8 protein-coding genes are annotated in these 14286 nt (G+C 74.8%); 5 read left to right on the forward strand and 3 right to left on the reverse strand.

What is annotated here, in order from left to right; translation table 11 throughout:
- The first annotated feature begins 64 nt into the window (after positions 1 to 64).
- Complete coding sequence (locus ACFY23_RS05310) at positions 65 to 2182, forward strand: MMPL family transporter (RefSeq protein WP_350680369.1); 2118 nt, start codon at positions 65 to 67, stop codon at positions 2180 to 2182.
- A gap of 125 nt (positions 2183 to 2307) precedes the next feature.
- A complete protein-coding gene (locus tag ACFY23_RS05315) occupies positions 2308 to 2736 on the forward strand; it encodes a protein-tyrosine phosphatase family protein (RefSeq protein ID WP_350680371.1) in 429 nt (142 codons plus the stop codon).
- Positions 2737 to 2899: 163 nt separating this feature from the next.
- Here ACFY23_RS05315 and ACFY23_RS05320 read toward each other — a convergent pair whose 3' ends face one another.
- Together ACFY23_RS05320 and ACFY23_RS05325 are read right to left on the reverse strand one after the other, a co-directional pair.
- A complete protein-coding gene (locus tag ACFY23_RS05320) occupies positions 2900 to 7813 on the reverse strand; it encodes an SCO7613 C-terminal domain-containing membrane protein (protein WP_350818856.1) in 4914 nt (1637 codons plus the stop codon).
- Positions 7814 to 7977: 164 nt separating this feature from the next.
- Positions 7978 to 9405: a UDP-glucose/GDP-mannose dehydrogenase family protein gene (locus ACFY23_RS05325; protein ID WP_350682601.1), complete on the reverse strand. Its 1428-nt coding sequence runs from the start codon at positions 9403 to 9405 to the stop codon at positions 7978 to 7980.
- A 247-nt stretch (positions 9406 to 9652) separates the two neighbouring features.
- Here ACFY23_RS05325 and ACFY23_RS05330 point away from each other — a divergent pair, with 247 nt between their 5' ends.
- Positions 9653 to 10816 (forward strand): acyl-CoA dehydrogenase family protein, encoded by a 1164-nt coding sequence (locus ACFY23_RS05330; RefSeq protein ID WP_350682599.1) that lies wholly within the window; start codon positions 9653 to 9655, stop codon positions 10814 to 10816.
- A gap of 42 nt (positions 10817 to 10858) precedes the next feature.
- Here ACFY23_RS05330 and ACFY23_RS05335 read toward each other — a convergent pair whose 3' ends face one another.
- The gene (locus ACFY23_RS05335) at positions 10859 to 11515 is read right to left on the reverse strand and encodes a hypothetical protein (RefSeq protein WP_350682597.1); all 657 of its coding nucleotides are present in this window, start codon (positions 11513 to 11515) and stop codon (positions 10859 to 10861) included.
- A gap of 23 nt (positions 11516 to 11538) precedes the next feature.
- Here ACFY23_RS05335 and ACFY23_RS05340 point away from each other — a divergent pair, with 23 nt between their 5' ends.
- Together ACFY23_RS05340 and ACFY23_RS05345 are read left to right on the forward strand one after the other, a co-directional pair.
- Positions 11539 to 12057 carry an acyl-CoA thioesterase gene (locus ACFY23_RS05340; RefSeq protein WP_350682595.1) on the forward strand — a complete coding sequence of 173 codons (519 nt, stop codon included), beginning with the start codon at positions 11539 to 11541 and terminating at the stop codon, positions 12055 to 12057.
- Between the two features lie 207 nt (positions 12058 to 12264).
- Positions 12265 to 14253: an acetoacetate--CoA ligase gene (locus tag ACFY23_RS05345; protein ID WP_350818855.1), complete on the forward strand. Its 1989-nt coding sequence runs from the start codon at positions 12265 to 12267 to the stop codon at positions 14251 to 14253.
- Positions 14254 to 14286: the final 33 nt, after the last annotated feature.

Here is a 14286-nt window from a genome sequence, read left to right on the forward strand (position 1 = left end):
CACGCGGGTCGGCCGGTGGAGCGCCAACCATCCCTGGCTCGCCATCACGGCCTGGCTGTGTTTCGTGCTGGCCAGCGTGGTCGGTGGCAGCCTGGTCGGCACGGTCGAGGCCACCACGCAGGACAGCCTGCACGGGGAACTGGCCCGTGCGGACCGCATCGAGCGGGCCGGGGCCTTCCCCGAATCCCCGGCGGCGGAGAGCGTCCTGGTCACGGCGCGGACGGGCGAGCTCGATCTCGACCGTGCACGGGCCGTGGCCACCGACCTGTCGGCGCGTATGCGCGCCCTGCCCGACGTGGCGAAGGTGGCGGACCCGGTCATCTCCCCCAGCCGTCAGGCAGTGCTGGTAGAGGTGGAGCTGGCCGGTTCGGCGGACGACGCCGACGCTCGGGTCGGGCCGCTGCTGGAGGCGACCGCGCAGGCGCAGCAGCGGTATCCCGACCTCCGGGTGGAACAGGTGGGATCGGGTTCCCTGGCGAAGGCGCTGACCGAGACGCTGGCGGCGGACTTCGTCAAGGCGGAGCTGATCAGCGTGCCGGTGGCGCTGGTGATCCTGCTGTTCAGCTTCGGCGCGTTGATCGCCGCCGGCGTGCCCGTCGTGCTGGCGTTGTCGGCCGTGGCCGGCGCGATGGGCCTGGCCCAGTTCGCCTCGCACATCTTCCCGGCGGGGGAGATGGTCAGCAGCATCATCCTGCTGATCGGCATGGCGGTCGGTGTCGACTACTCGCTGTTCTACCTGCGTCGCGAGCGGGAGGAACGGGCACGCGGACGCGACCACCGCAGCGCGGTCGAGATCGCGGCCCGCACCTCGGGGCACGCCGTGCTGGTCTCCGGCGTGGCCGTCATGGTCGCCATGGCCAGCCTGTTCCTGGTCGGCGACAACACGTTCAGCTCGATGGCGACCGGCTCGATCCTGGTCGTCGGGGTAGCCATGATCGGATCCCTCACCGTCCTGCCCGCGATCCTGGTCGTCCTCGGGCGGTGGGTGGACCGGCCACGGGTGCCCTTCCTCGGCGGGCGGATCCAGCGGGCGGAGCGCAGCCGCTTCTGGGCGGCGGTCCTGCGGCCGGCGCTGCGCGCGCCGCTGGCGACGTTCGTGATCTCCGTCGGAGTGCTGGTCATCGTGGCCGTTCCGGCGCTGGGGATGAACCTCAAGCGGCCCACCTCCACCGACCTGCCCCGCTCGATCCCGATCCTGCACACCTACGACCGCCTGGCCCAGGCATTCCCCGGCAACGACCTCGGCACCGGCCACCTCGTCGCGATCCGCACCGGCGGCGCGGGTGGGTCGGCGGTGGAGCGGGAGATCACCGAGCTGGCCGCGCGGATCAAGGGGGACGGCCGGTTCGCCCAGGACCGCCCCCCGACCGTGCGCAGGTCCGCCGACGGCACCGTCTTCCTGGCGACCGTCCGGGTGGCGGGCACCAGCGACAGCCAGGCGGCGGCACAGTCGCTGCGCCAGCTGCGTGCCGAGCTGCTGCCGCAGACGGTCGGCACGGTCCCGGGCACGGAGTGGGCGGTGGCCGGCCGTACCGCCAGCGACGCCGACTTCCGCGACCGCATGGCTGACGCGCTGCCGCCGGTCGTCGGGTTCGTGCTCGCCATGACCTTCCTGGTCATGCTCGTCACGTTCCGCTCGGTGGTGGTGGCGATGACCTCGATCCTGCTCAACGCGATCTCCGTGGCCGCCTCGTACGGACTGCTGGTGCTGGTCTTCCAGCACACCTGGGCGGAGGACCTGCTCGGGTTCACCTCCAACGGCGCGATCGTGTCCTGGCTGCCGCTGATGCTGTTCGTCATCCTCTTCGGGCTCTCGATGGACTACCACGTGTTCGTCGTGAGCCGCATCCGCGAGGCGGTCCAGCAGGGCGTACCGACCCGGCAGGCGATCGAGCGGGGCATCGTCTCGTCGGCGTCCACCGTGAGCAGCGCCGCGATCATCATGGTCGCCGTGTTCTGCATCTTCGCCACCCTGTCGATCGTCGAGTTCAAGCAACTCGGCGTGGGGCTGGCCGCCGCGATCCTGATCGACGCCACCGTCATCCGCGCGGTCGTCCTGCCGTCCCTCATGCGACTGCTCGGCGAGGCCAACTGGTGGGCCCCGCGATTCCTCGCCGGCCGCCGTCGGACCGCGGTCGCGGACGCCGACACGCAGGTCCTCATGGCGGCCGTCGACCGGTAGCCGGGTCGGCGGTCCGACGCGCGGCGCGCGTGACCGGCCGCCGCCCCCGCTGATCCGGTCCAACACACCGAACGGAAGGAGGACGGGCACACCGGCCCGCAAGGGCACGGCGGCCCTGGCGACAGATGACCACTTCATGGGAACCCAACGCGCCGGGCGTACTCCGGCTGCCATCCGGCCGACTCGTCCGCGGCCGCGGACTTCGACGCCCGCTCCCGCAAGGGGCGGAACCCACCTTCGCGCTCTATCTCCTCGGCAGCCGGCCGGCCCCGGTGGCCTGGGAGTACCGCTGGCTGCGGTGGCCCGACTTCTGGCTGCCGTCCGACCGCGTCGCGACCGCCGCCGCGTTGCGCGAGGCGTGGGCCCGAGCCGAGGACGGCCGCGTCGAGGTCGCCTGCGGCGGCGGGAAGGGGCGCACCGGCACCGCCCTCGCCTGCCTCGCGGTGATCGACGGGGTGCCGAACGACCAGGCGGTCGCCTACGTCCGGCAGCACTACTCCGCACAGGCCGTCGAGACCCCCTGGCAGCGCCGTTACGTCGCCCGGTTCCCGTAGCCGGCCCCGACGACCGGGTGCGCTCCCGACACGCGCGGACGCCGCCGACGAGCAGCAGGGCTGATCGTCGGCGGCGCTCGTCGCGCCGGTGCGCGAGCCCGCGCCCCAGCCCTCGGCTCGGCCTCGGCGTCCCGCCCCGGTGCCGCCCGCCGGGCTCTCCGCCTCACCGCATGCCGCGCAGGGCGGTCTGCAACCGCTCCTGGGCGCGGCGGCGGCGCTCGTTGCTCGCGCCGAGCACCAGCAGCAGGATCCCGACCGGGATCAGCGCCAGCCACGGCCCGAGACTGAACAGCGCGTGCACCGCCGCGATCGCGGTGACGGCGGCGCCGACGATCACCGGCGCCTGCTGCTGGCTCATCGAGCCGAAGATGAGCACCGCGACCGCCCCGAGCAGCAGCAGCACCTGGCGCAGCGTGCTGGAGTCGGTGGCCAGCACGATCGCCAGGGTCGGCACGAACGCGGCGACCAGCGCCGGCCCGTACGCGACCCAGCTGCTCAGGTCGGGCCGGTGCCGCAGCTCCAGCACGCCGACGAGCAGGGCGAGCGCCGCGAAGGGCAGCGTGTACGCCTCCGGCAGCGCCACGTCGGCCACCCGCATCAGGATCCACCAGGCGGCGATCTCGCAGGCCACCACCGCCCAGAACAGGATGCGCCGCTCCACCGGCCGGCGCCCCGGCCGGGTGGCCGCGACGCCGAGGACCGCACCCCAGGCGGCCAGCAGCGCCGCGATGTGCCGAGGCGAGTCGAAGGCCAGGGCCAGGGCGATCAGGGCGGCCGCGTGCCCGCTCCACTCCACGGTGGCCGCCTCGCGCTGGGCCTCGGGACGGCGGAGCCGGGGCAGGGTCGCGGCGAACACCTGCAGGGCCGCGCCGACCGCCAGCACGCCGAAGGCGGACCAGACGGCCGCGAGCCCGGCCACCAGCCCGGCGGTGAGCACGAACAGCTGCGCCATCAGCGAGGCGAAGAGCCAGCCGAGGATGCGCGCCCGCTGGGTGGTGCCGAACAGCGCCGCCACCGTGCCGACGCCGACCGCCCCGCCGAGCGTGAACAGCGTCAGCTCCCGGGTGGCGAGGCTGCCGGCCAGCCCCGCGCCCCCGGCCGCCAGCCCGATGGCGAAGACCAGCACCCGGGTCAGCCGCAGCGAGCGGGCCGGCTCGACCAGCGGCGGGGGCGGGGTCAGCGCCAGGCCCAGCATCGAGATGGTGAACACGGCCAGCGCCGCGAGGGTGCTCGCCGGCCAGCCGTTGCCCAGCGCGACCGGGGTGATCAGCAGGGTCACGGCCGCGCCGGGCAGCACCACCGGCACCGCCCGGGAGCGTCGGCCGCCGCTGAACCCGGTGGCGGCCAGCGCGGCGGTCGCGGTGAGCAGCAGCGCGGTCAGCACGTGGGTCGGGTCGACCGCGTCGGGTGGCGGGGTGAGCAGCTCCGGCGGTGGCCCCTGCCAGACCCGGGCGAGGCTGCGGTGCGGCTCGACCAGGGCGACGACCAGGGCGGGCGCGATCGACACCAGCGCCAGCACGGTGGGCAGCGCGGCGACGGCGAGGGCGCCGGCGGCCGGGCTGACCCGCCAGCGCCGCGTGCCGTCGTCCGGCAGCCGCCGCAGCGCCCCGTCGAGCAGCACCGACCAGCGCCGTACCGGCTGGGCCGAGCCGGCCGGCGGTTCGGTCGCGCCGCGGACCAGCTCGGCGAGCACCCCGAGCAGGGCCGCGGCGGCGGCGTAGACCCCGACGGGCAGGCCGGCGGGGACGGCGGCCAGCGCCGTCACCGTGGCGCCGCCGGCCACCGCCGCGCTCGCCCAGGGCAGGTACTGCGGAATCTGCCGCCGGGCGGCGGCCACCGCCGCCAGGCCCAGGCTGGACGCGGCCAGCGCGGCGGTGAGCACCACCTCCGGCGAGCGGCCGAACTCGGCCGCCAGCGCCGCGACCGCGCCCGGGGACGCGAGCAGGGCGGCGCCGACGGCGGCGCCCCCGATCTGCGCCAGGTGCGGCGGCATCCCCTCGGTCTCGATGTCGTCGACCAGCGGCGCGGCCAGCGTCCGGGCCAGCGCCGCCACCACCACGCCGATCAGCGCGATGCTGCCCAGCGCCAGCGCGGTGGTCCACGGCCGGACCAGGCCGGCCCCGGCGGCGTGCAGGGCCACCACGCCGGCCACGACCGCCCGGGACAGCCCGGCGCGCGGGTCGGTCGCCGCCACGGCGGCCATCCCGAAGACCGTGGCGACCATGCCGCCGACCAGGACCGGCGACCACCACGGCAGATCGAACGCGGCCGGCGCGCCGATCGTGGCGAGCACGGCCGCCGCGCCCGAGACGTCGTACTTCCAGGGCGGCGGCAGCAGGACCGCGGCGGCGACGCCGAGCAGGGCCAGCGCGACGGGCGCCTGCCACGCCGACCCACCGGTCGGCGCGGCCGGCCAGCCGGTCAGGTCGCCGGCCCAGATCGGGCCGGGGGTGGCGAGCACTCCCAGCCCGCCGCGCAGCGCGCTCCAGCCGGCCAGCACGCCGATGAGCACGCCGCCGACGGCGAGGCCGAGGATCGGCCCGCGCCGCCACTCCTCGGGCATCGCCCGGGCGGCCACCGCGACCACCAGCACCAGCCCGGCGGCGACGGCGAGCTGGCCGCCGGGGGCGAGCACCGCCGCGATCCGGGCGAGGGTGGCGATCAGGGCGGCGGTCACCGCCGCGGCGGCGAGGTCGGAGCCGTCCAGGGAGAGGTCCGAGCGCCGGCCCGCGTCGATGGGGCCGGCGAACACCACCATCGCGGCGGCGACGAGGAGCAGCCCGCCGACCCAGGCGTCGGCGGCGGTGGCGCCGGGGGCCCCGAACGCGGCGGCGGTGACCACGACCGCCCCCAGGGCGGTGCCCACCGCCAGCGGCGCCGGGATGTGTCGCTGGGACACCTGCACGATGGCGGCGTAGCCGAGGGTGACGCAGACCGCCAGGAAGCTGGCCGCCAGCACCGGGACGGTGGCCTCGCGCAGGCTTGCCGGGGTGGGCGTCGGATCGGTCGGCACGGTGGCGGCGACGAAGGCGGCCACCGCGCCCGGCAGCGCGAACGCCGCGCCGCCGGCGGCCCAGGCCGAGACGGTGTCGGCCGCGGCCGGGGCGAGCCGCATCCGGGGCGCCACGGCGACCAGCACCCCGGCGGCGAAGAGCGCGAGCAGGGCCGCGGTCGTCAGCGCCGGCCGGGCCAGGGCGGCGCCCGCCCCGAACAGCCCGACGCCGGCCGCGGCGGCCGCGTGCGCCACCGCCGCCCGTCCGGTCCGGGCGGAGAGCCCGACGACCCCGATGCCGATCGCGGTCAGCACCATCGGCCAGGGCGCCACCGCCCACCCGAGGCCGAACGACGCCGGCACGGCGAGCGCGGTCAGCGCCGCGCCGACCACCGCGAACTCCCGGCGGATCTCCGGCGGCAGGGCCAGCACCGCGGCCACGGTCAGCAGGAAGGCGCTGGCGGCGAGCTGCCAGGCGGCCGGGCCGACCGCGGCGGCCAGCTCGGCCGGGTAGCGGTCGAGGTCGGCCGCCCAGGCCGGCAGCGCGGCGCGGACGGGGGCGACCCCGGCGCGCAGGGCCCCGCCGGCGACGACCACCCCGCTGACTGTGAGCGCCACCGCCGAGGCGAGCTGGGGCCCGCGCCGGGCGGCCTCCGGCACCGCACGTACGGCGAGCCCGGTGACGGTGATGACCGCCGCGATCAACAGCAGCGCCCGGCCGGGCAGCGCCACCGAGGCGATCCGGCTCAGCGCGCCGATCACGGCCAGGGTGAAGATCCCGGCGCCGAGGTCGGGCAGCGGCGGCCGGCGCAGCACCAGCGTCCCGGCCAGGCCCACGGCGGCGGCCAGCAGCAGCGCCAGCCCCGCCCCGGTCGCGGCTGGCACGGTGGTCGCGCGCAGCAGGGCGGAGACGGCGTACGCGAGGGCGACGGCGACCGCCACCCCGTGCAGCGTCCAGGTCAGCTCGCGCAGCCACGGCACCGCACGGGCGGCCGCGGCCGGCGCCTGCTCCGGCAGGCCGCCGTCGAGCACCTCGCCGGCCTCCTCCGGGGCCCCCTCCGGCCGGCCCTCGGCGGGACGCTGGCGGGGCGTGGCCGGTGCCGCCGACGCGGCGGGGGCGGCCGGCGGCTCGGGCAGGTCCCGGCGGACCGGCCGCTCCACGGTGACCGAAGACCGGGCCAGCCAGAGGTCGAGCACGGCCACCACGGTCAGCACCAGCGCCCAGCCGCCGGGGCCGGTGACCCGGTCGTACGCGAACAGCGGCAGCATCGGCTGGGCGGCGAGCACGGTGGCGAACCGGGGCGCGCGCAGCCCCGTCCAGCCCGCGTAGCCGAAGGCGACGCCGGCGGTGACGGCGAAGATCACCCCGGCGAAGACCGCGCCCGAGGCGCCGCCGTTGCCGATCCGGTCCACCGCCCACAGTGCGTAGCCGGCGAGCGGCACCAGCAGCAGGCCGACGGCGGAGATGGTCTCGGCGGTCGAGGTGAGACCGCGCCGCGCCAGCACCGGCGGGGCGAGCAGCATCAGCACGGTCGCGAGCAGCAGGACGCCCAGCCGGGCCAGCGCGTCCATCGAGCTGGTGGCCACCGCGGCGAAGACCACCGCGGCGACGCCGAGCAGCAGGGCGCCGAGCCCGAGGGGGATGTTCTGCACCTCGCGGGAGGACGCCTCCGGCGGGTGCTCCGGGTCGTCGGCGTCGAGCCAGGTGGCGCCCGGCGGCGGGGGCGGGTCCTCCGGGCCGGGCGGGGTGCCCTGCCGGGGCACCCGGGGCGGTGCGCCGGTGGCGGCGGTGGGCGGGCGGCGGCCGGGCCGGCGGCGCAGCACGCGGCGGGGGCGGGTGGCCTGCTTGAGGCGTTCCTCACCGGCGTGCGCGAGGATGTCCCGCTGGAAGAGCGCGGCCTGCATCTTGGCGGCGATCTGCCGCTGCTCGCTGGCGATGGCGGCCTCGCGGGCCTTCATCTCCGCGATGGACCGCTCGATCTCCGCGAGGTGCTCGACCCACTGTGGCTGGTGCGCGCCGCAGTGCGGGCAGCTGACGGCCGGTTTGATCTCCCGGCCGCACGAGGAGCACTGAAAGCTCGCCACGACACCCCTCCACCCGCACTGTGGACTCCCACCTTGGCAGCATGCCCAATGCGGGCGCGGATTTCGACAGTTGTCGGCGGGTCCGGGGCAAAGATCGTCCACGCGGACGGCGAACGGTCGGTCGCGGAGCGTGCTCCACGGCCGGCCGTCTCAGTCGTCGGAGGTCAGGGGCGGCCCATGCCCCGGTACTCCCAGCCGGCCTGCGTCCACAGTGCCGAGTCCAGGCAGTTGCGGCCGTCCACCACCCGGCGGCCGGCGACCAGCTCGCCGAGGGCGACGGGGTCGGCGTTGCGGAAGTCGGCCCACTCGGTGAGCACGCAGACGAGGTCGGCGCCGGTCACGGTCTCGTTGACGCCGGGCTCGTAGGTCAGCTCGGGGGCCACCGCGCGGGCCCGTTCCATGCCCTGCGGGTCGTAGACGTGCACGTCGGCGCCGGCCTTGCGCAGCAGCGACGCGACGGCGAGCGCCGGGGCGTCGCGTACGTCGTCGGTGTTGGGCTTGAAGGTCGCGCCGAGCACGGCGATCCGGGTGCCGGACAGGTCCGGCCCGGCCGGCCCGGACCGGCGGCCGAGCAGCTCGGCGGCGAGCTGGACGACCCGGGTCCGGCGGCGCATGTTGATCAGGTCGACCTCGTGCAGGAAGCGCAGCGCCTCCCCGGCGCCGAGCTCCTGGGCGCGGGCCTGGAAGGCCCGGATGTCCTTGGGCAGGCAGGCGCCGCCGAAGCCGAGCCCGGCCTGGAGGAACCGGTTGCCGATGCGGGGGTCGAAGCCGATGGCCCGGGCGAGGTGGGTGACGTCGCCGCCGGCGGCCTCGCAGACCTCGGCCATCGCGTTGATGAAGGAGATCTTGGTGGCGAGGAAGGCGTTCGCGGCGACCTTGACCAGCTCGGCGGTCGCGAAGTCGGTGACCACCAGGGGCACTTCGCGGTCCTCCGTGGCGGCCAGGTCGAAGACGCCCTTGTGGGCGGCGTAGAGCATGCCGTTGGCCCACTCGCTCTTGACGCCGACCACGATCCGGTTGGGCCGCAGCACGTCGTCGACGGCGAAGCCCTCCTGGAGGAACTCGGGGCTCCACGCCACCTCGACGCCCAGATCGGCGGGGGTGTGCTTGCTCACGAGCTGCTCGACCCACTCGGCGGTGCCGACCGGCACGGTGGACTTGCCGACGATCAGCGCCTTGCGGGTCAGGTGCTGGGCCAGGCTGGTGACCGACGCCTCGACGTACGACAGGTCGGCGCCCATGCCGTCGGCGATCTGCGGCGTGCCGACGCAGATGAAGTGCACGTCACCGAAGTCGGCGACCTCGGCGATGTCCGTGCTGAACCGCAGCCGCCCGGCCGCCAGGTTGCGCTTGAGCAGCTCGTCCAGGCCCGGCTCGTGGATCGGCACCTCGCCGGCGTTCAGCATGGCGATCTTGTCGGCGTCGACGTCGAAGCCGAGGACCTCGTAACCGAGTTCGGCGTAGCAGATGGCGTACGTCGCACCGAGGTAGCCGGTGCCCAGGAAGGTCACCCGCGGCCGCTGCGCGCCCGAGGGGGGCGTCACCGCGGCGATGGCGGGCATCGGCTGGCTGTTCGGGTACGGGATCGTCACGCCTGTCTTCTCCGCTCGCGCTGGCGTCGCGTCGTCGCGTCGCGTTCTGCTGCGGCGCCTTGGCGGGCACCGGAGGGACTCTATGCCTGTCACTTCCATCATCGCCGGGCGGCGTCGACGCTCGTCGTGCCATAGCCTACGCGGCGGTAACATCGCCTGGGGTTGGTCGCTATCCTTCAGTCTGCGCCGTCGACGGTCAGGAGACGCTACAGACTGCGCATGATAGCGGTGAAGGGGAGGGGCCGACATGGCCGCAGAGCAGTCGTTCGACGTCTACCGGTTGCCGGAGGAGCACGAGGCGATCCGGGAGGCGGTCCGTGAGGTCTGTGCGGCCAAGGTGGCCCCGCACGCCGCCGAGGCGGACGAGACCGGTGAGTTCCCGAAGGCGTCCTACGACGCGCTGCGCGCCGCGGACTTCCACGCCCCGCACATCCCCGTCGAGTACGGCGGCGCGGGCGCGGACGCCCTGGCCACGGCCATCGTGATCGAGGAGGTGGCGCGGGCCTGCGCATCGTCCTCGCTGATTCCCGCGGTCAACAAGCTGGGCACCATGCCGCTGCTGCTGGCGGGCTCGGAGGAACTCAAGCGCCGCTACCTGACCCGGGTCGCGTCGGGCGACGCGATGTTCTCCTACTGCCTCTCCGAGCCGGAGGCGGGCAGCGACGCGGCCTCGATGACCACCCGGGCCGTCCGTGACGGCGACCACTGGGTGCTCAACGGCGTCAAGCGTTGGATCACCAACGCCGGGGTCTCGGAGTTCTACACGGTCTTCGCGGTGACCGACCCGACGGCCCGGTCCCGGGGCATCTCCGCGTTCGTGGTGGAGAAGTCCGACGCCGGGGTCAGCTTCGGCGCCCCGGAGAAGAAGCTCGGCATCAAGGGCTCGCCGACCCGCGAGGTCTACCTGGACAACGTCAGGATCCCGGCGGACCGCATGATCGGCGCCGAGGGCACCGGCTTCGCCACCGCGATGAGGACCCTCGACCACACCCGGGTCACCATCGCCGCGCAGGCGCTCGGCATCGCCCAGGGCGCGCTCGACTACGCCAAGGGGTACGTGCAGGAGCGCAAGCAGTTCGGCAAGGCGGTGGCCGAGTTCCAGGGCGTCCAGTTCATGCTCGCCGACATGGGCATGAAGCTGGAGGCGGCCCGGCAGTTGACGTACGCCGCCGCCGGCAAGTCGGAGCGCGGCGACGCCGACCTGACCTACTTCGGCGCGGCGGCCAAGTGCTTCGCCTCGGACGCGGCCATGGAGATCACCACCGACGCGGTGCAACTGCTCGGCGGCTACGGCTACACCCGGGACTACCCGGTCGAGCGGATGATGCGGGACGCCAAGATCACCCAGATCTACGAGGGCACCAACCAGGTGCAGCGCATCGTGATGGCCCGCCAGCTCCTCAAGGGCTGACCGGTCGTCGGGCGGGCCGGTCTCCCGGCCCGCCCGAAGGTGTCACCGGATCTCGGTCGTGTCCTCCGGTCGGTTGCCCGTGCGGGGTGGCGCCGACCACGGCGACTCGCCGCCGGTGCGGCGGGGCAGCGGCTCCGTCGGCGTCGGGTCCGGGTAGCCCAGGGTCAGCGGGGCGGTGTCCTGGTCGGTCGAGTCGGCCGAAGGCCAGTCGGTCAGGGTGAAGTCGTTCCGCTCCGGGCCGGTCGCGGGCTCCGGTGCCGGCTCGACGGCCGGACGCGGCCACCGGCGCCAGCGCTGCCCGCTGAACGTCGCCATGATCAGCAGCAGCCCGATCAGGAAGAGGGTGCCGTTCTCCACGGGCTCGTGCAGCGGCAGGGGGTCGCCGAAGACCTTCCAGCCCTCCGGAATGCGGTCCCGCACCTGGAAGGGCGCGGCGAACATCCCCGCGTACGGGGCGGCGAGCAGCAGCCCGGCCACCAGCGGGCCGAGCGGTGAGATGCGCAGCGTGCCGAGCAGGCCGAGCAGGATCCCGCCGACGGCCAGGTAGACGGCGGGCTCGATGAGATTGGCCGAGTTGGACGTGCCGATCTCGACCCAACGGTCGACGGTGCCCGCCGACCCGTCCTGTCCGAGGGCGACCAGCACCCACGTGATGGGTGCCACCACCAGCCCGGCGAGGAAGCTCCAGAGATGTCGCATCCGCGCACCGTACCGTTTCCGACATGACCGAGCACCCCTCCACCGCGCCGGCCGGTAAGCCGACCTCGTACTCCCGGGTCACCCTGAGTCGGATCATGACCGCCGTCGACGTCAATCTCTACGGCACCGTGCACGGCGGGGTGCTGATGAAGTTCATCGACGACGTGGCGGGCGCGGCGGCCGCCCGGCACAGCGGCGGCACGGCGGTCACCGCGGCCATCGACGAGATCGTCTTCGCCGAGGCGGTCCGGGTCGGCGACCTGGTGCACGCGCACGCCCAGGTGAACTGGACGGGGCAGACCTCGATGGAGGTGGGCGTGCGGGTGGTGGCCGAGCGGTGGGACTCGGCCGAGGACGAGCCGGTCCGGGTGGCCACGGCGTACCTCGTCTTCGTGGGCGTCGACGTCGGCGGCGCGCCACGGGCGGTCCGGCCGGTGCTGCCGGAGACCCAGGATGACGAGCGGCGGTTCCGGGAGGCGGAGATCCGCCGGGCGCACCGCCTCGCCCGCCGCCGCGCCATCCAGGCCCACCGCGCCGGCTGAGTTGTGAGGAAGGGACCCTTCCTCTACCGCAGACGTTAGGAAGGTGCCCTCCCTTACACCTGGCCCACACAGGGTGACGGTGGGGCATGTGGGCTCCGCACGTGCGCCGCCGGGGGCCGGGTGCGGAGAATGGCGCTTCGAGGTAGGGCAAGATGGCGCCACGGCCCATTTCACAGTGTCGTGCGGGGCCAGGGGGAGGGTGGAGCAGTGGGTGACGTGCTGTGGACGCCGCCGGCGGACGTACGCGAGCGGTCCCGGATCGGGAACTACCTGCGCTGGCTGCGTGAGCACCGGGGCGTGGACTTCGCCGACTACGACGAGCTGTGGCGCTGGTCGGTCACCGACCTGGAGGCGTTCTGGCGGTCGGTCTGGGACCACTTCGAGGTGGTCGCCCACACCCCGCCGACCGCCACGCTGACCGGCCGGGGGATGCCCGGCGCCCGCTGGTTCCCCGGCGCCACCCTCAACTACGCCGAGAACGTGCTGCGGATGCCCGGCCGGGCCGACGACGACCCGGTGGTGATCGCCCACGGCCAGACCCGGGCGCCGGTCACCCTCACCGCCGCCGGGCTGCGCGAGCAGGTCCGCCGGGTGGCGGCCGGGCTGCGCCGGCTCGGCGTCACCGCCGGCGACCGGGTGGCCGCGTACGCGCCGAACATCCCCGAGACGTACGTGCTGCTGCTGGCCACCAGCAGCCTGGGTGCGATCTTCTCCTCCTGCGCCCCCGAGTTCGACACCCGCAGCGTCACCGACCGTTGGCAGCAGATCGAGCCGAAGGTCCTCGTCGCCGTCGACGGCTACCGCTACGGCGAGAAGCCGGTGGACCGGCGCGGCGAGGTGGCCGCGATCCGGGCCGCCCTGCCGTCGCTGGCACACACCGTCGGCATCGCCTACCTCGACCCGGCCGGCCCGCCGCCCGAGGGCGCCCTCGCCTGGTCCGACCTGGCCGCCGAGACCGACGAGCCGCTGACCTTCACCCCGGTCGCCTTCGACCACCCGCTCTACGTGCTCTACTCCTCCGGCACCACCGGGCTGCCCAAGCCGATCGTGCACGGCCACGGCGGCATCCTGCTGGAGCACCTGAAGATGCTGGCCCTGCACCACGACCTGGGCCCGGCGGACCGGTTCTTCTGGTTCACCACCACCGGCTGGATGATGTGGAACTTCCTCGTCTCCGGGCCGGCGGTGGGCGCCGCGATCGTGCTGTTCGACGGCAACCCGGGCCACCCCGACCTGGGCGCGCTGTGGCGGCTGGCGGAGGAGACCGGCACCACGTACTTCGGCACGTCCGCGCCGTTCCTGCTGGCCTGCCGCAAGGCGGGGCTGGTGCCGAAGGAGATCGCCGACCTGTCCGCGCTGCGCGGGGTCGGCTCGACCGGCGCGCCGCTGCCCGCCGAGGGCTTCACCTGGGTGTACGAGACGGTCGGCGACGACCTCCAGCTCCAGTCGCTCTCTGGCGGCACGGACGTCTGCACCGGATTCGTGGGCGGGGTGCCGCTGCTGGCGGTGCACGCCGGGGAGATCACCTGCCGGGCGCTGGGCGCCAAGGTGGAGGCCCGCTCGGCCGACGGCACCCCGGTGATCGGCGAGCTGGGCGAGCTGGTGATCACCGAGCCGATGCCGAGCATGCCGGTGGGCTTCTGGAACGACCCGGACGGCGCCCGCTACCGGGAGGCGTACTTCGACCTCTATCCGGGCGTCTGGCGGCACGGCGACTGGATCACGATCAACGACCGGGGCGGCTGCGTGATCACGGGCCGCTCCGACGCCACCCTAAACCGGGGCGGCGTGCGGCTGGGCACCGCCGAGTTCTACTCGGTCGTCGAGGGGCTGGACGAGGTCGTCGACTCGGTGGTGGTGCACCTGGAGGACGACGAGGGCGGCGCCGGCGAGCTGCTGCTGTTCGTGGTGCTCGCCGAGGGGCTGGAGCTGGACGACGCGCTGCGGAAGAAGATCTGCCGGGAGCTGCGTACCGCCCTGTCGCCGCGGCACGTCCCGGACGAGATCCACCAGGTCCGCGCCGTGCCGCGGACCCTGTCGGCGAAGAAGCTGGAGGTGCCGGTGAAGAAGATCCTCACCGGCACCCCGGTGGACTCGGCGGCGGCCAAGGGCGCCCTGGCCAACCCGGAGTCCCTGTCGGCGTTCGCCGCCCTCGCCCAGCGCCGCGCCCCCCACCAGGAGTCCACCCCGGCCTGACCCACCCGACCGCCCCCGCGCCCCGTCGATCTT

This window comes from Micromonospora sp. NPDC000121, assembly GCF_042899165.1.
GTDB lineage: Bacteria > Actinomycetota > Actinomycetes > Mycobacteriales > Micromonosporaceae > Micromonospora.